Below are 15,613 nucleotides of genomic sequence, written 5' to 3'. Positions count from 1 at the left end.
GCTGCAGTAGCGCTGGCCGCGGTCGCAGTGGCTGCAGATGAGCACAGGGCTGCGACACAGGGCGCACAGAAAACGTCTGGGCGGTGGTGACGGCGGCTGTGGTGGTGCGTGTTGGGCAGTGGGCATGGGCGGTCCATTCCCATGCGTGGGCCCACGCTGCTGGACAGCCACGCCCGCTTCGTGAATACTGACAGCGGCAACGGCGCCCTCCAAAGCGGTGGGTCTCGGGGCGCGACAGTGGGTTTACCGGAAAGTGACTGTCACTGTCGCGCCTGCTTCTTACACAGGTAGGCGATATGTAACGCAAAACACCAGCGCTGCGCCATACCCCTGCGCTGGCTCAAGCCCGCTCGCCATGGCCAAAGCAGGCACGCTCAGGACACGTCTGTGCCCTGTGCAACGGGCACCCTTCGATTCAAAGGAAATTCAAAGCAGTCAGCTGACTGCCGCGGATGACCGCCACCGACTGCTTGCCGACACCAGATTTACGCGGGTTTAGAGCGCCGCTAACACCGGGTGTCGCGGAGGAGAGATTCATGGCGACAAGCGATACAACTACCCGCCAATCAGGGTGGGTGACGTGGACTGTGAAGCTGGAAAGGTCGTGTTGCGGGATACAAAGAACCGTAGTGACCACAAGCTGTTGCTGGCCCGACAGGCGCTTGAGATCGCATCAAAGCACTGCGCAGGCCGAAAACCCGACGAAGTGTTGTTCCCCATCACCGATGCCCGAAAAACGCTGAAGTGGATCAATGCAAGGGCAAAAACCCATGTGCAAGGGCATGGGTTGCGCGATACCTTTGCCAGCATCGCAGAAGAGCTGGTCTCAGGTGGTTTGCTGAAGCGAATGCTCAACCATTCGGTTGCAGGTGACGTGACCTTGGGACACTACGTGGGCAAGAGTGAGGCGCAACTGCGCGCTGGATGGCAGACGGTGGCTGACTTTATAGAGGCTGCAGCTCGGCGGCCAACGCCGGATGATTCCCACTCAGGAGCGGCGGCGTCGAGGGCTGAGTGACGGAGGTGCTGGCTTTTACGTGGTTGGCCTTCAGGCGCTGACAATTGTTCCAGGCCACTTCATGTCCATTGCCGTTGGTCGTGTAAACGCCATCACCCGCTCGTCCCAGAAACCACCCGTGAAGCCGCTGAGCCGCCACGCTGCCCACCCTGATGCCCCGCTCCATCAATCCTGCCGAATATCTGGCCTGCCTACCCGAGCCTTGGCGCCAGCGTGCCACTACCGTCCAGGCGCCTGAATCCTACTGGTGGCCCTGGCGAGGCATGCGGGTCCACTTCGCGCGGATCCCTCGGCCCGATGCAGGCGCCCGCCTGCTGCTTCTTCATGGGGCTGGCGGTCATTCGGGTGCCTTGTGGCCGCTGGCTGCACTGGCCGCCGATAGGGGCTTTGACGTGCTGGCGCCGGACCTGCCCGGCTACGGCTTGACCGAGGTCCCCAACCCGGGTGCCATCACCTACCCCCACTGGGTGGACTGCGTGGCCGACCTGCTGCGCGAACAAACCGCCGCAGACGCCCGCCCTCTGGTGCTGCTGGGTGGCAGCATGGGTGGCCTGCTCGGCTACTCGGCCAGCGCCCGCGTGCCAGATGCAGTGGACCACCTGCTGGGGTGATCTCAGATTCGGTGCAAATGACCCGGTTAGGATGCGAGGGTAAACCCGTGGCTTCCTAAGCAGCGAGCGCCATCTTGTCCGATGATCTCCCCCATGGTTGCCAAGGAAAACTTCTCTTCTCACCGTTCAGAGGCCGTTGCCACCGACCACCGGGCACGCCAATTCCGCGACATCAGCGAAGCAAGGCTGTCCGTGCGCTTGTCGCGCAGCTTGTAAAGGGCTTCAATCAGCTGCTCCACCACCTGGTCCTCGCTGCAAGCCTTGGGAGGCGCGATGCCGTTGCAGTTGAGCAACTGAGCCCGGACCATCTTGCTCCGCCAACTCACGGGCGGTCGGATCGAGTTTCAGGCTGGGATAGGCCGTCTCATGGAGTGTTGTCATTTGCGGGGACTACCCCGCCAGGCTGCCTGTCTGCCCATCGCCTCAGTCCCAGTGTGAATCGGTGGCGGGTTCGTGAAACGAGGTCTCCAACAGGCACTGGTTGTCCTCGGCGATGCGGTACATATCATCCAGCAGCGTGGCGATCACCTCATCCAGCACGTCGCGGGACAGGTAGGGAATCGCCAGTTCGTAGCGTGTGCCCTTCGCGTTCAGGCGCTGCATGGCGAAACGCTCAAAGCAGGTCTGCTCGATCAGCCGGTGGCCCAGCGCCAAGCCGCGCGACTGCTTGCTGAAGCGGGTCAGCACCATCGTGACACGCAAGACTGCCACAGGCGTCGTTCCTGCGGCCGGCAGGCGCAGAGCGTCGGCCTGTTCTGTCAACAACAAAGGCGGCGCTGGCTGCAGAGTTGCCGGCGCCAGGGCTGTCAGGCCTTGCTCGAACCGGGCTTGCAGGCTGGAATCCGACGCATCGAGGTAGCGCATGGCCGACTTGACATCCTTCCAGCCGACGTATTCCATCAGCTCCTTGATGTCCCAGCCGCTGGCACGTGCCCAGCCGGCAAAGCCGCGGCGCATGGAGTGGCTGCTGTATTCCTCGGGCGACTCGACGCCGGCTTCAGCGAACAGGCTGCGCAGCAAGGGGATCAGGCTGTTGGCATGCAGGCTTTCATCGGCGACATGGCCCCAGCGGTCGATCTTGCGGAACACCGGGCCCTCGGTCAAACCGGCCAAGTCGACCCAGACATTGAAGGCGGTCACGGGACACAGGCGGGACAAGGCCGGGCATCTGAAAACGCGGCCCTGCAACTGCCTGTCGCCTTTGCTGCGGCCCAGGAAGCAGGCCATGCCCTGGCCGGGGGTGACCTCGGTGTTCTCAACGCGCAGGTTGACCAGTTCGTCGGAGCGGAATCCGCGCCAGAACCCCAGCAGCATCAGACTGCGGTTGCGCGCGTGGCGAAGCAAAGCCGGCTGGTCACCGGAGCGCTGGGCATTGCTGATGGCAGCGTCGAGCCACTGATCGATCTGCTGGAGCACCGCCAGTTCCAGCGGGCGCGCGCGCTTTTCTGGCGCGGAGTGGACGGAGCGGATGCCTTTGAGTACCTGGCGTACCAGCGGCGACTTCGTGGGGTCGGGGAAACCTTGATCGGTATGCCAGCGGGACAGCGCGGCCAGCCGCTGGCGCAGCGTGTTGATGGCCAGGGTCGCCGCATGGTCGGCCAAGTAGCGGGAGATGGCGTCGGCCGTGGAAGGCAGTAGGCCCTTCCACTCGATCTCGAAATGGCGAATTGCGGAGGCGTAACTCCTGCGCGTGTTGTCGCGCTCGGCGGCCTCGATGTATTGGGCAACACGGGTCATGTGACGGTCGTCAGGCTGCTTTCCCGTCAGGAGGATTGGCGTCGACCGATGTTATGACGGCAGCGGCCATCGCATCGGGCACCGCCGACGCCAACAGCAGCTCACCGGTCCACATGCGAGCAACAGCTGACAGGCAAGCGTGTCGCAAATTGGGTTGAGCCTGATGCTGCGGGGCGAGCTCAGGCAAACTGCAACTCGATCTTGCCGGCGCGGCGGCGCACCGGGCCGACCACGATCTTCACATCGTGACCCAGCCTGGCCACCAGTTCCAGCAGCTTGGCTTCGCTGACGCCGCGGAATTGGCCGCGTGTGATGCGCGAGACCTTGGATTGATCGATGCCCAGCAGCGTCGCAGCATCCTCTTGCGTCAGGCGGCGTGCCTTGATCGCGCGCGCGATCTCACCGGCCAGCTGGGATTTGCGCGCCATCTCGGCCGCGTCGGTGTAACCCAGGTCGGCGTAGACATTCGTGCCACCTTCTTCAATGGTGATGTCGTTGTGTGCATTCATTTGCGTACTCCTTGCTGTGCCAACCATACCTCGAAATCTTGCTTTGCGGCCTTCAGGCGGATATTGATCAGGTCCATATCTGGCTTGGGCGTTGCGATGCCGCTTTTGGATTTCTTCTGGAAGCAGTGCAGAACATAGACCCAGCCGGCGAACTTGACGGTGTAGACAGCCCGGTAGGTGTCTCCCTGGTGGTCCTCGACCACCTCCAGCACACCGGCCGAGCCGAAACCCGTCATGGCCTTGGCATCCTGGTGCTTGCCGCCGGCTTGCGCCAAGTCGATGGCATGGCCGAAGACGTCTTTGACATCCTCTGGCATGGCATCCAGATCGCGCTTGGCGGAGCTGACCCATTTGATGGGTTTGCGCGCTTGCTTCAACATCGCCTCAATTATGTCCGTTTAGGCATACCGCCGTCAACTCGCCGAAAGCCAAACCTCGGGCAATTCACGCATGCACCGGCCGTGCCCGCCGACGCCGAATGATCAGCATTTCCCCAGGCCGATTCTCCGTCCCTGACGTGTATTGGAGTTGACCCACTTCAGTGGACGGTTACTGGTTTGATTCTCAAAAGTTTGGGGTGGTTGCTCGGCGTGCTCGGTGGTGGAGAAGAACGTGCAGGACATCATCATCCCCGCCAAGAGGTGAAGGGCGTTCGAACTACGGATGATCCCTCTAGCCCCTGCTCTAAAAGGGCGTTGGTGAACGATAAACCTTCACTGGACCCGCGCCTTCGTACACCATCTCACCGTTGACAATCACGATCACAATCCACCAGTCGTGCACCTCGATGACGTGGTATTCGTGAGGCTCCAGCGGTAGGGGCGTCTCGCGGTAGCTGTTCACGCCATCAGGTTTGGGATGCCACAGTAACGTCGGATGTTCAGTCATCAAAATGGCGCTTCGGATACGAAAACATCAACCGGACCCGGACCTTGGTAAACGGCTTCACCGGTGACCACGACCCTCACAATCCACCAGTCGTCTCGCTGCTCCACTTCATAGGCTACCGCAGGCAGTTCGAGCACGGTCTCCACCGGGAATGGAATCCCATCCGGCACTGGGTGTCGTAGCAGCGTCGGATGCCCTGGAGGAAAGTTCACGGTGGGCGTCATACGGGTGGGGGTATGCGAATTGTCCTTGATCACGCCCTCGCCACCGGCACATCCTCAAGCCTCGTTGTGTACTGAGGGGTTCGGCGTTCCTGCTTCATCCCCATCCATGAGCCGCATTCCGATCATGAATTTCTACTCGGAACTCGGAAGCTCGCGCGACAGTTCGATGCTCAGAGTGCCGTGATGTCGGTCCGCACCGGCCAACGCAGCGCGCCGGTGGTGGACCTTTGCGCCGTCGCCTCGAACTCGTGTTGCAGCACCAGCGTGTAGCGACCCGGGCGCGGCGTGCACAGGCGGTAGCCGTCGTGCATCGCATCGAGCGTGATGCCGCCGCTTTGCGGCGTGTGCAGGCGCCAGGCGTCGACCTCGGGAGCGCTCATGCGCAAGGTGACGCAGAAGCCGCGCTTCATGTTGGACACCACCACCAGCCGCTGCTGGGCGCTCCAGTCACCATCGGCATCGGCGTCCAGCACCACGGGGTGGCTGTTTTCCAGCACGCGTATGAACTGAGGGATGATGATGCGGAGTTCTAACTCGGTGCTGGACTTTTCCAAGCTGACCAGCACGCTCTCGCTGCTGCTGGTCGAGGGGGGCAGCAGCAGTGCACAGGCGGTCAGTACGGGGATGAGGGGGCGCGTGCAAGCAACCATGACCCACTATAGGCCTCAGATCAAGAAACATGACCCCCATAGGAGGTCAAGCCGGCATACGGCCAGTTTTAGCTCATAAGCGTCAAAGTCACTAAGGATGGCTTACTTTATGCGGGCATTCAGTCGGCCACGCGGAGTCGGCCCCCTCCCGATAGCTCACACGACCGGCTCTCTATGCCTTGGAAAACTTGGGGCAGCTCCTATCCATTGCGACAGCGCGCCCTTGCCGCGCTGTCGCAAATGGCCTGGTCATATGTCATCGTGCCCTCAACCACCGCCGCGGCGTCCGCCAGAAATCGTGGCGTGGGTTCATGGCCCGCAATCCACGTGTCGTAAGAGACTGGGCCATCGCATCGCGGCGCTCCTCCTTCGTGGTCATGGCGACTCCTCAACCCCAAGAGGACGCCAAGCCATCAACTCTGCGCTGTGCAGCTTTGGATCGAACCGATTTAGCAGGTTCTCCAGCGCGTGCCCGGGATGAAACGCCGCGATCCCGCAGCCGCGAAGCGGGGCGAGGCACCTCCTGCCGACTTGCTTTTTGGGTCATGCTAACGATTTTCCTCCTGGAGCGCCCCGCGACGTCAATCAATCTGTCGCATCGACGCTTGCCCACACCCTGGTAGCCCGCATCGGACTGCCCAAGTGCGCGGAACCGCAAGTGGGAACGTGCATGCACAAGCCGTCAACGACCGAGAATCTCTCTCTGCGAATGTAGAGGGGGATGTGAATTTCTAGTCTTGGCTTGAGGGGCTGTTAGACGTTTCTCCCCCCTTCGCAGCGGGCTCACCAAGGAAATGAATCTGGGGCAACCGCTTGGAGTCTTCTCGTGACTGCAGAAAGATCAGTTCAAACTCACGGCTGCTGATCTGGCGCAGCTGAAAAGCATGAATTTCGCACATCTCGACGATCGCGGCGATCTCCTCAGTCTTGGGTTGGCAGTAGCGCCAAGCGCCAGTGACCGTGCAGCGCACACGAATCGACTCCAACGCCTCGAAGGCTGCATCCAATATGGACGTGAGCCCTTTCACCACGCCCATGCGCTCTACCCGTCGAGAGACCACCACCGCCAAGCGTAGATCCTGCCACGACATCGCTGACTTCTCGGGGACAGTCAGGTCGCCACATGACCGCTTCAGCGACTCTGCCAAGCCGGTGAGGGTCGCTGGATCAATCTTGGCCGCTCTTGTCGCGGCGAGTTCGAAAGTGTTGGTGGCGGGTTTCCACCGTGGCACAAATGGCTTGTTTCGCTTCTTACTGACCATGGATCAATGTGTACAACGTGACAAGATGGCTGGCGCCGGCGTCGATGTCAATGTCGCTTCGGCCAGATAAGACCTCATGCGATAGATGTGGGGCAGAGCCATGCGCAGGAGGTTTGGTGCCCGCTATGGAACGTATCACATGTTCTTTCGACCAACTCCATCTCAGTCTGCTCAGACTCGTGGGCAAGGTTGTGGGCCAGATCCTGAGGCGCGCGCTCGAAGCGCTGCGTGAGCACCATGTGGACCTTCTTGCGCGTGACGATCTCCACATTGACGAGATCAGTTTTGCATAGCGACCTATTCAAGCGTCTGCCCGGGGCGGGGGGCATGCCGGCCGGGTTAAACGGGATGCCTGAGGTGCTTCCAGCAGCTCTCGATTGCACATTTCGATGGCATTGCGTTAATACACCCGCCGCATAAGGGTCTGCGACGAAGCGCGCATGGTTTTCCACAGACATATCCCCTGAATCAGGGGATATCTCACCGCCACATACGCTCGCTGCAGTCACTGTGGGAACGACCTCGAAACCCCTCTCAACTCGCTGCATCGACGCCGGCACCGCCAAATAGATACTCACAAAGTATCAACAGAAAATCCTGAATGACTCCAGCGGTCTGGTCAAGCTCGCACCTGTAAGTATTTGCGGCGCCAGAACCGAGTGAACCGCCCCGGGTTTTGAGGAGGCTCTTTTCTCTGAGAGGATTGAGCCATGAGCAAGAAGTCAAACCAGTTTTCACCCGAGGTCCGCGAGCGGGCTGTACGCATGGTGCGTGAGCACCGCGGCGATTACCCCTCGCTGTGGGCAACCATCGAATCCCTCGCACCCAAGATCGGCTGCGTGCCCCAGACCCTCAACGAATGGGTCAAGCGCGATGAGATCGACAACGGCACCAGGGCCGGCGTCACGACGACCGAGTTGCAGCGCCTGAAGGAGCTTGAGCGCGAGAACAAGGAGCTGCGCAAGGCCAACGAGATATTGAAGCTGGCCAGCGCGTTTTTCGCCCAGGCGGAGCTCGACCGCCGTTTGAAGTCCTGAACAACTTCGTCGATCAGCATCGACAGGCCTATGGGGTCGAGTCGATCTGCAAAGTTCTGCAGATCGCCCCGTCAGGCTACTGGCGCCACGCTGCCCAACAACGCAATCCCGAGCTGCGCTGCGCACGCGCCCAACGTGAGGACACCTTGGTGCCTCAGATTGAGCGCGTCTGGCAGGCCAACATGCGGGTCTACGGCGCCGACAAAGTCTGGAAGCAGATGAACCGGGAAGGGGTCGAGATTGCCCGCTGCACGGTCGAGCGTTTGATGAAGCGCCTGGGCTTGCAGGGCGTGCGCCGCGGCAAGGTGGTGCGCACCACCATCAGCGACATGAAGGCGCCGTGCCCGCTGGACAGGGTCAACCGTGTCTTCAAAGCCGAACGCCCCAACCAGCTTTGGGTGTCGGACTTCACCTACGTTTCAACCTGGCAAGGCTGGTTGTACGTGGCCTTCGTGATCGACGTGTACGCCCGGCGCATTGTGGGTTGGCGGGTCAGCACCTCCATGCATACGGAATTCGTTCTGGATGCCCTGGAGCAGGCGCTCTATGCCAGGCGGCCTGAGCGCGATGGCGCCTTAATTCACCATTCCGATAGGGGGTCGCAATACGTTTCTATCCGCTACAGCGAGCGGCTAGCCGAGGCCGGTATTGAGCCTTCGGTGGGCAGCAAGGGTGACAGCTACGACAACGCCTTGGCAGAGACGATCAACGGGCTGTACAAGGCCGAGGTGATTCACCGACGGTCCTGGCCAACCCGTGAATCGGTGGAACTGGCGACGCTGGAATGGGTGTCCTGGTTCAACCATCACAGGCTGCTCGGACCCATCGGCTACATACCGCCGGCAGAAGCTGAGGCAAACTACTACCGGCAACTCGCCAGTCAGACCGCCACGGTGGCAGCCTGACTTAAACCAAACGGCCTCCACGATTCCCGGGGCGGTTCAGAGTGCCATGGACCGCTCAGGTACTGAACTGATGCCCGTCAACAAGGCCGTGACCTGCCCGATCCCAGTTTTGAACTGACCGGATTCAGGGGAGGCGTCACGTTTTTGAACTCATCGGTCTTGGGTGAGTAGATATTTCGGCTTCATATCTGCTCCAATAAAGCCGATAAACGCACTAAAGAACAGTATCGATTGTTGAGTTCCACTGATCTCTGACCCGAGATTTCCATCGAATGCTGACCCACCCGCTTGTGTGAGCAAAGCAGCTCACGTTGTGGATAAGTGCTTCGTTTTCTCCTTTTCGGACTTGGGGCCTGCTGAACTATTTTTGAACCGATAGCTGTCGTTTCCGGTCTCCAGAATATGGCATCGGTGCGTCAGTCGATCCAAAAGCGCCGTCGTCATCTTCGCATCACCGAAGACACTGGACCATTCACCGAAGCTCAGGTTCGTGGTGATCACGACGCTCGTCCTCTCATAGAGCTTGGACAGCAAGTGAAACAGCAGCGCCCCTCCTGACTCGCTGAAGGGAAGGTAGCCCAGCTCATCCAGAATGACCAAGTCGACATGCATCAGTCGATTTGCCAGCTGCCCCGCGTTCCCACTCGACTTCTCGACCTCCAACGCATTGACCAGTTCAATGGTCGAGAGGAAGCGAACGCGGCGATGTTGGTTCTCGATGGCCTGGACGCCGATAGCTGTAGCCAGATGGGTCTTCCCAGTGCCAGGCCCTCCAACCAGGACAGCGTTGTATGCCTTGTCAAGGAAGTCACCTCTGTGCAGTTGCCGGACCATGGCCTCATTTACCTCGCTCTGTGCAAAGTCAAACCCGGCAAGATCTCGGTAGGCAGGGAATCGAGCGAGCTTCATCTGATAAGCCATCGAACGCACTTCCCGCTCAGCCGTTTCCGCCTTTAGCAGTTTTGCAAGAATGGGTTGTGCCGCTTCGAATGCAGGCGCCCCTTGCTCACCCAGCTCTGCAACTGCGTGGGCCATGCCATGCATCTTGAGGCTTTTAAGAAGTGCGACGATGGAGGTCGTTGCCAAATCATGTGCCATGGCGGACCTCCTCATTGACTCGTGCGGTGCGCAAAGTGTCATATCGCAGGACGTTTGCCTGCGGCTCCGTCGATAGCTTCAATGCCTGGGGCGCCTTGACTTCCGCCACAGCCGTCTTTCCGTCTATGAGTCGATGCAAAACATTCAATATGTGGGTTTTGGTGGCCACACTGGCTTCCAGAGCAGTCTCGACTGCTGCCAGAACTGCTTGCCGACCGCGAAGGCCAGGCCTTCCTGCGCCGCTTCTGGCGCAAGACCGACAACCGCACCCCGGCCGAACTGCGCGACATGCTGCTCGACGGGCTGCGCCCTGGCGCCGACCGGCTGACCGCAGTGTTCCGTTACTTGGAGCCCGCCGCATCGCCCGACGCCCTGGGTGTTTATCTATCGGCGCAGCTGGGCGACCAGGCCCCCACTGCGCCCCGTGTGGCCGTGCTGTACAAGCGTTTCGCGCCCGACACCATGGACCTACCGGATCGCGGTTATGTGGCCCGGGTGCACCCGCTGGAACTCTGGCTGGTGGCCTTCCGCCTGCAACACCCCGACGCTACCCTAAGCGAGGCGATCGCCGCCAGTGCCGCCGAGCGCCAAGCGGTCTACCGCTGGCTGTTTCGCACGCGTGCCAAGGACGCCCAGGACGCACGCATTTACACCATGATGGAGGTGGAGGCTTTCCTAGATATCCACCGGCGGTGGGCTCGCCTTGGCTACCCCTTCGGCCATCTGGTGCCTTCGCTGGCCACGGCCCTGGGCAGCTCCGGGGACCGACCCGCCGCGCTGGCCGAGTTGATGGGCATCGTCGTCAACGGTGGTATCCGCCGTCCCACGCACCGCATTTCAGACTTGCATTTTGCGCAGGGCACGCCGTGGGAGACCGCACTGCGGCCCACACCAGTGGTGGGTGAGCGGGTCATGGCGCCCGAGGTGGCTCTGGCGTTGAAAAAAGCTTTGTCGGAAGTGGTGGAGGCGGGCACGGCCCGGCGGCTCGCCGGCAGCTTCCAGTCTGCCTCGGGAGCAGACCTGTCGCCCGGTGGCAAGACCGGCACCGGCGACAACCGCGTGGTGGTGAAAGGGCGCGGCGGCCTGGCCCTGAACCGCACGGCCACCTTCGTTTTTTACCTGGGACCAAGGCACTTCGGCAGCGTGACCGCCTACGTGGTGGGACCGAACGCGGCTGACCACCGCTTCACCTCCGGCCTGCCGGTGCAGATCTTGCGCTCCATGGCGCCTGTGTTGATGCACCACCTCGATGCAGGGTCCGGGAGCGGTTGTCCACGCGAGCCTTGATGCGCCAAGGCACCCTCAAGTCAGCAATCCGTCCCAGCCCGCATGCGCTCCACCGAGCCGTGTAACGCAGCGCAAGTGAATTCCTTCTTGCCAAAACACAAGGGCACGTCAAGAAATCCCGTCTTGAGCGCCGAATTGATCAAGGGCAGTGGACTGCCAGTGGCGGTACCGACAAAGTGCAGTTGCCGCCGAGCAAACGCCGAAACTGGCCCCCGAGCGATTCACGTTGTGGCGGTAGATTGGCCCGCAGGTATTTCGGCAGCCTGCTATACTCTGTTTCGTTGGTGCTCGCGGCGTGGTTCACATGCCGCAGTTCAACGGGAAGCAGGAGGGCGAGTCCACAAGGACGAACCTAACCTGCGCTGCCCCCGCAACGGTAAGCAGACGAGAAGCCTGAATTGTTCAGGCGACTCAGCTTTCATCACGCAGCCACTGGACGACAACCGAGTCGTCTGGGAAGGCGATGGAGGTCGTTCTGTCAGCCCGGATACCGGCCAACAGGGTGGTGGTGCGTCTGGCAACAGGTGTGCTGCCGTGACGCTCAAGCACCGTCGGGGAAGGCGGTGAGAGCCCGTGATCCGGTCTGCTTCCTTCGCATGAAATTTCGCAACCTGCGCGTTCCCCGATGGGACGCCACTGGCTTGATGGCTTGTCTTTCGCACGCCCGGCCTCCGCAATTTTTCTCACTGGCGGGTACTGCGGCGACCGCCACGATGGCGAACCCCTGGTCGAATGCCCTGTCCAGTGGCGTTGTGGCATCCGTATCCAATGCCGCTGACGTTGCGGGGCGTTCGATGGGACAAGTGCTCCGGGGCGCCTTCATGCGTCTTGAGACCGTTGCCTTAGACAACTCAGTTAACGAGCATCCACCGCCGTGTCTTTGGAGTCGGCGGTTATACGTCCGGCGCGCCGTAGAAGGAGATACGCCGAGGGGCCTGTGCCTGAACAGTGTGGGTGGAAAGCTCGACGAAACCACTACCGGCCATAACCTGCCGGGACGAGTGGCTTGCGTGACGCTCAACGCAGAGTCTCAACAGTGATCACCATGTGCCCCGCCATTCTCGTGGCTGCCCCGGCGTCCGGTCAGGGCAAGACCACGGTCACCACCGCGTTGGCGCGTCTTCACGCGCGCGCTGGGCGAAAGGTACGGGCGTTCAAATGCGGACCTGACTTCTTGGATCCGATGTGGCTCGCGCTGGCAACGGGCCACCCGGTGCACAACTTGGATCTGTGGATGACAGGTGAGCTCGACATCCGCGCGCGCCTACACGTCGCTGCGCAAGAGGCCGACTTGATCATCGTTGAGGGGGGCATGGGCCTGTTTGATGGCGAACCGAGTGCGGCGGATCTGGCGCGGCGCTTCGGCCTGCATGTGCTGGCTGTGATCGATGCATCGGCCATGGCGGGCACCTTCGGAGCGCTGGCCTTTGGTCTGCAGCACTTCCGCCCGGGCCTGCCTTGGGCCGGAGTTCTGGCTAACCGCGTGGCCAGCGGACGGCACGCACAGATGTTGCAAGATGCTCTGCCTTCGCAAGACGGAGAGGCGGCTTCGCGTTGGTTGGGTGCGGTGATGCGCAACCCTGCGTTCGCCTTGCCCGAACGCCACCTGGGGCTGACAGTGGCGAGCGAGTTGCTCGATGCAATGGCCCGGCTCGATGCCGCTGCCGACGCCTTGCTTAGCACGCCGCTGGGCAAGCTGGACTCGGCCGATCTTGCGCGTTGGTCGGTCAGCTTTGACGCCCCTACCGAGCGCCCTTCGATAGCGCCCCTGTTGGCCGGAAAGACGGTGGCGGTGGCGCGTGATGCTGCGTTCTGCTTCATCTACGCTGCCAACCTGGACACCTTGCGCGCGTTGGGTGCGCAGGTGGTGTTTTTCTCGCCACTGGCCAACGATCCCGTGCCCACATGCGATGCAATCTGGTTGCCCGGTGGCTACCCCGAGCTGCACGCAGAAACTTTGTCGATCAGCGACACAACCCGCGACAGTCTGGTGGTCCATGTCAACACGGGACGCCCGGTCTGGGCCGAGTGCGGCGGAATGATGGTGCTGTTCGACGCAATAGTGGACTTGGAGGGGCGCAGCCATGTGTCGTGGGGTCTGTTCCCGGGTGTGGTGCGAATGCAGCCACGACTTGCCGCGCTGGGACCACAGAAGCTGGAACTGGCGACAGGCGAACTGCGAGGACACACCTTCCACTATTCAGTCTGCGAAACAGCTCTGGAGCCGGTGCTACATACGGCCTCCGCGCGTGGTGGTGCAAAGTGCGCTGGCGAGGCGGTGTACCAACGAGGTGCCTTGCGAGCCAGTTATTTCCACGCCTGGATGGCGTCCAGTCCAACGGCCGCAGCGGCGCTTTTTCTGCCGGAGGTGTTGGCATGAACCAGGACCAGTTGAGCACCCGCTGTCTGCCGCAAGAGGCCATAGAGTATCCGTGCGCATTGGGCATCAAAGTGGTGGCCCCGGAGCTTAGGTCGCCTGTCCGCGTGCGGAGCACGTTCCGAGAGCTCGGTCACATACCTGTGATGCACGACGCGCAGAACATAAGGAGGTTCTTCGTGGACGGGGCTGGCTCACGCACAGGTTGTCAAAGCGTTCGCAAAGTGCGTACGCAGCACGTATTTGTGATCCTGACAGAGTCGTCGAGGATTCAAACAGGAGATGAAGCATGACGTCGGGCACGGTCTGGTTCGTTGGCGCTGGTCCTGGCGATCCGGAGTTGATCACGGTCAAGGGTCGTGGCTTGATTGAGCGAGCCGGCGCGATCTTGTTTGCGGGTTCGCTCGTCAGCGAAGCCGCCCTGCGCTGGGCCTCAGCAGGCTGCGCGATTGCCGACAGCAAGAACATGACCCTGGAGCAGATGTCTGCTTGGCTCATCGAGCATGCCGCCCGCTGCGATACGGTGGTGCGGCTACAGACCGGCGATCCTGGCCTTTACGGCGCGCTGATTGAGCTGGTGCAGCCGCTGGACGCGGCGGACGTCGCCATCCAGGTGGTACCGGGTGTTTCGTCGGCAATGGCCAGCGCGGCAGCAGCAGTGGAGAGCCTGACCCTGCCCGAAGTCACGCAGACCGTGATCTTCACCCGCGTCGAGGGACGAACCCCCATGCCCGAGGGCGAGTCGCTGCGTGAGCTGGCTGCGCACCACAGCACGCTGTGCATCTTCCTGAGCATCACCTTGCTGGGCAAGGTGTCGGCCGAGTTGCTGGCGGCGGGCTGGTCGCCCGACGCGCCGGTGGTGGTGGTGCACAAGGCCAGCTGGCCGGGCGAGGAAAAGATCGTGCGCGGCACGGTCGCCACTATTCAGGCCCTGTGCCGCGACGCCAGAATCGCCAGCCAGTCCATGGTGATCGCCAGCCCCACGCTGGGCGCGCGCCAATGGACCACCCTGGCGAAATCCAAGCTGTACGACGCCAGTTTCACCCACCGTTTCCGGCGCGCCAGCGTGCCCGCTTCAACCCTCACATCGGACGCTCCATGAACACCGAATCCATTCTGCTGGTGGGCCACGGCTCGCGCGAAGCCTCGGGCAACGACGAGATCTTTTCCTTCGCCGAACAGTGGCGCCAGCGCCAGCCGGGCTGGCGCATCGAGGTCTGCTTCATCGAGTTTTCCGAGATCACCATGAGCGAGGGCCTGAAGCGCGCCGCCACCGGCGCCAGCCGCGTGATGGTGGTGCCACTGATCTTGAACGCGGCGGGCCACGTGAAGATGGACATTCCGCAGGCCATCGATGGCGCCCGCCTCCAGTTCCCGTTGGTGCAGTTCCTGTATGCGCCGCACTTGAGTGCCTGCGACCCGATCCTGGCCATCCTGCGCCGCCGCCTCAAGGGCGCGATGCAGGCGCTCGACATGCCCGACCCCAGCACCACCGGCGTGGTGCTGCTGGGGCGCGGTTCGTCGGACCGGCAGGCCAACGGCGACATGGCCAAGATGGCGCGCTGGTTGCTGGAGGAAACCGACCACGATCTGGTGGACCTCGCCTTCACCGGCATCACTCACCCGCGCTTGGAAAAGACGGTTCAGCGCCAGAGCATGCTCGGCATGAAGCAGGTGGTGGTGCTGCCGTACTACCTGTTCAACGGCACGCTGGTGGAGCGCATCACCCGTCAGGTCGAGCACTTGAAGGCTCAGTACCCGACGCTGCGTTTCGCCTCCACCAAATACTTTGGGTTCGAGAAGGAAATTGTCGAGTTGTTGGAGCAGCGCGTAAACGACATGCGGCGCAACGCGCCGGTTGCGCTGATGCCTTGCGACGGCTGCAAATACCGCAGCTTTGCCGAGGAACACGGCATGGGAGGTCACCACCACGACGACGCGTTGCCGCACAGTCACGACCACACGCACGACCATGCTGACGCATGAACACCCCCACGCACCTGTACACGC

16 protein-coding genes, 1 pseudogene, 1 riboswitch and 1 other annotated feature are annotated in these 15,613 nt (G+C 61.8%); of the genes and pseudogenes, 7 read left to right on the top strand and 10 right to left on the bottom strand.

Going from position 1 to position 15,613, the window contains the following annotated elements; genetic code table 11:
* Positions 1–604: 604 nt before the first annotated feature.
* Together AC4QBL_RS08165 and AC4QBL_RS08160 are read left to right on the top strand one after the other, a co-directional pair.
* Complete coding sequence (locus AC4QBL_RS08165) at positions 605–1,018, top strand: site-specific integrase (protein WP_472908248.1); 414 nt, start codon at positions 605–607, stop codon at positions 1,016–1,018.
* A gap of 263 nt (positions 1,019–1,281) precedes the next feature.
* Positions 1,282–1,629 carry an alpha/beta hydrolase gene (locus AC4QBL_RS08160; RefSeq protein WP_492131646.1) on the top strand — a complete coding sequence of 116 codons (348 nt, stop codon included), beginning with the start codon at positions 1,282–1,284 and terminating at the stop codon, positions 1,627–1,629.
* 423 nt (positions 1,630–2,052) lie between these two features.
* Here the strand turns inward: AC4QBL_RS08160 and AC4QBL_RS08155 are convergent, their stop codons facing one another.
* The 8 genes from AC4QBL_RS08155 to AC4QBL_RS08120 all read right to left on the bottom strand — a co-directional run bounded on the left by AC4QBL_RS08155 (position 2,053) and on the right by AC4QBL_RS08120 (position 6,899).
* Positions 2,053–3,366 carry a site-specific integrase gene (locus AC4QBL_RS08155; RefSeq protein ID WP_439609131.1) on the bottom strand — a complete coding sequence of 438 codons (1,314 nt, stop codon included), beginning with the start codon at positions 3,364–3,366 and terminating at the stop codon, positions 2,053–2,055.
* Positions 3,367–3,545: 179 nt separating this feature from the next.
* The gene (locus tag AC4QBL_RS08150; protein WP_300651534.1) at positions 3,546–3,875 is read right to left on the bottom strand and encodes a helix-turn-helix domain-containing protein; all 330 of its coding nucleotides are present in this window, start codon (positions 3,873–3,875) and stop codon (positions 3,546–3,548) included.
* Positions 3,872–4,255, bottom strand: coding sequence for a type II toxin-antitoxin system RelE/ParE family toxin (locus AC4QBL_RS08145; protein ID WP_300651532.1), 384 nt, complete (start codon positions 4,253–4,255; stop codon positions 3,872–3,874). The genes AC4QBL_RS08150 and AC4QBL_RS08145 overlap by 4 nt, the downstream gene beginning before the upstream one ends.
* A gap of 304 nt (positions 4,256–4,559) precedes the next feature.
* A complete protein-coding gene (locus tag AC4QBL_RS08140) occupies positions 4,560–4,763 on the bottom strand; it encodes a hypothetical protein (RefSeq protein ID WP_472901542.1) in 204 nt (67 codons plus the stop codon).
* Positions 4,763–4,987, bottom strand: coding sequence for a hypothetical protein (locus AC4QBL_RS08135; RefSeq protein WP_472908250.1), 225 nt, complete (start codon positions 4,985–4,987; stop codon positions 4,763–4,765). Before AC4QBL_RS08135 ends, AC4QBL_RS08140 begins: the two co-directional genes overlap by 1 nt.
* A gap of 29 nt (positions 4,988–5,016) precedes the next feature.
* Positions 5,017–5,085 carry a DUF4113 domain-containing protein gene (locus tag AC4QBL_RS08130; RefSeq protein WP_300651537.1) on the bottom strand — a complete coding sequence of 23 codons (69 nt, stop codon included), beginning with the start codon at positions 5,083–5,085 and terminating at the stop codon, positions 5,017–5,019.
* A 72-nt stretch (positions 5,086–5,157) separates the two neighbouring features.
* Positions 5,158–5,637: a hypothetical protein gene (locus AC4QBL_RS08125; protein ID WP_439609129.1), complete on the bottom strand. Its 480-nt coding sequence runs from the start codon at positions 5,635–5,637 to the stop codon at positions 5,158–5,160.
* Positions 5,638–6,368: 731 nt separating this feature from the next.
* Positions 6,369–6,899 carry a hypothetical protein gene (locus AC4QBL_RS08120; protein WP_300651523.1) on the bottom strand — a complete coding sequence of 177 codons (531 nt, stop codon included), beginning with the start codon at positions 6,897–6,899 and terminating at the stop codon, positions 6,369–6,371.
* A gap of 710 nt (positions 6,900–7,609) precedes the next feature.
* Here AC4QBL_RS08120 and AC4QBL_RS08115 point away from each other — a divergent pair.
* Positions 7,610–8,841, top strand: a protein-coding gene (locus AC4QBL_RS08115) for an IS3 family transposase (RefSeq protein ID WP_472908251.1) whose coding sequence is annotated in 2 segments (ribosomal slippage) — positions 7,610–7,901 and positions 7,901–8,841 — 1,233 coding nt in all. Because the reading frame shifts where the segments join, the coding sequence is not laid out codon by codon here.
* Positions 7,891–8,007, top strand: a sequence feature (AL1L pseudoknot). It overlaps the preceding gene by 117 nt.
* 306 nt (positions 8,842–9,147) lie before the next feature.
* Here the strand turns inward: AC4QBL_RS08115 and istB are convergent.
* Together istB and AC4QBL_RS08105 are read right to left on the bottom strand one after the other, a co-directional pair.
* On the bottom strand, positions 9,148–9,939 hold the full coding sequence (gene istB, locus AC4QBL_RS08110) for an IS21-like element helper ATPase IstB (protein WP_300651026.1): 792 nt from the start codon (positions 9,937–9,939) through the stop codon (positions 9,148–9,150).
* A pseudogene (locus AC4QBL_RS08105) lies at positions 9,929–10,150 on the bottom strand (IS21 family transposase); the annotation flags it as partial. The gene istB and the pseudogene AC4QBL_RS08105, both read right to left, overlap by 11 nt.
* Positions 10,151–10,227: 77 nt before the next feature.
* On the opposite strand from AC4QBL_RS08105, the gene AC4QBL_RS08100 reads away from it, so the two are divergent.
* The 4 genes from AC4QBL_RS08100 to AC4QBL_RS08085 all read left to right on the top strand — a co-directional run bounded on the left by AC4QBL_RS08100 (position 10,228) and on the right by AC4QBL_RS08085 (position 15,589).
* Entirely contained in the window at positions 10,228–11,226 is a 999-nt protein-coding gene (locus tag AC4QBL_RS08100) for a hypothetical protein (RefSeq protein ID WP_472890443.1), read from the top strand.
* 265 nt (positions 11,227–11,491) lie between these two features.
* Positions 11,492–11,739, top strand: a riboswitch (cobalamin riboswitch).
* Between the two features lie 532 nt (positions 11,740–12,271).
* Complete coding sequence (locus tag AC4QBL_RS08095; RefSeq protein ID WP_300651028.1) at positions 12,272–13,606, top strand: cobyrinic acid a,c-diamide synthase CobB; 1,335 nt, start codon at positions 12,272–12,274, stop codon at positions 13,604–13,606.
* A 286-nt stretch (positions 13,607–13,892) separates the two neighbouring features.
* Positions 13,893–14,705: a precorrin-4 C(11)-methyltransferase gene (gene cobM, locus AC4QBL_RS08090; RefSeq protein WP_300651031.1), complete on the top strand. Its 813-nt coding sequence runs from the start codon at positions 13,893–13,895 to the stop codon at positions 14,703–14,705.
* Positions 14,702–15,589: a sirohydrochlorin chelatase gene (locus tag AC4QBL_RS08085; protein ID WP_370654588.1), complete on the top strand. Its 888-nt coding sequence runs from the start codon at positions 14,702–14,704 to the stop codon at positions 15,587–15,589. Before cobM ends, AC4QBL_RS08085 begins: the two co-directional genes overlap by 4 nt.
* Positions 15,590–15,613: the final 24 nt, after the last annotated feature.

This window comes from Hydrogenophaga sp. L99, assembly GCF_058731905.1.
Note: the sequence above shows the minus strand (reverse complement) of the source record. Positions and strands in the feature narration are given on the sequence as shown.

Bases quoted from the DNA above. Each gene is read 5' to 3' on its own strand.
- AC4QBL_RS08160 (WP_492131646.1), top strand. From the start codon at position 1,282: ATGCGGGTCCACTTCGCGCGGATCCCTCGGCCCGATGCAGGCGCCCGC.
- AC4QBL_RS08155 (WP_439609131.1), bottom strand. From the start codon at position 3,366: ATGACCCGTGTTGCCCAATACATCGAGGCCGCCGAGCGCGACAACACG.
- AC4QBL_RS08150 (WP_300651534.1), bottom strand. From the start codon at position 3,875: ATGAATGCACACAACGACATCACCATTGAAGAAGGTGGCACGAATGTC.
- AC4QBL_RS08145 (WP_300651532.1), bottom strand. From the start codon at position 4,255: ATGTTGAAGCAAGCGCGCAAACCCATCAAATGGGTCAGCTCCGCCAAG.
- AC4QBL_RS08140 (WP_472901542.1), bottom strand. From the start codon at position 4,763: ATGACTGAACATCCGACGTTACTGTGGCATCCCAAACCTGATGGCGTG.
- AC4QBL_RS08135 (WP_472908250.1), bottom strand. From the start codon at position 4,987: ATGACGCCCACCGTGAACTTTCCTCCAGGGCATCCGACGCTGCTACGA.
- AC4QBL_RS08125 (WP_439609129.1), bottom strand. From the start codon at position 5,637: ATGGTTGCTTGCACGCGCCCCCTCATCCCCGTACTGACCGCCTGTGCA.
- AC4QBL_RS08120 (WP_300651523.1), bottom strand. From the start codon at position 6,899: ATGGTCAGTAAGAAGCGAAACAAGCCATTTGTGCCACGGTGGAAACCC.
- istB (WP_300651026.1), bottom strand. From the start codon at position 9,939: ATGGCACATGATTTGGCAACGACCTCCATCGTCGCACTTCTTAAAAGC.
- AC4QBL_RS08100 (WP_472890443.1), top strand. From the start codon at position 10,228: ATGCTGCTCGACGGGCTGCGCCCTGGCGCCGACCGGCTGACCGCAGTG.
- AC4QBL_RS08095 (WP_300651028.1), top strand. From the start codon at position 12,272: ATGTGCCCCGCCATTCTCGTGGCTGCCCCGGCGTCCGGTCAGGGCAAG.
- cobM (WP_300651031.1), top strand. From the start codon at position 13,893: ATGACGTCGGGCACGGTCTGGTTCGTTGGCGCTGGTCCTGGCGATCCG.
- AC4QBL_RS08085 (WP_370654588.1), top strand. From the start codon at position 14,702: ATGAACACCGAATCCATTCTGCTGGTGGGCCACGGCTCGCGCGAAGCC.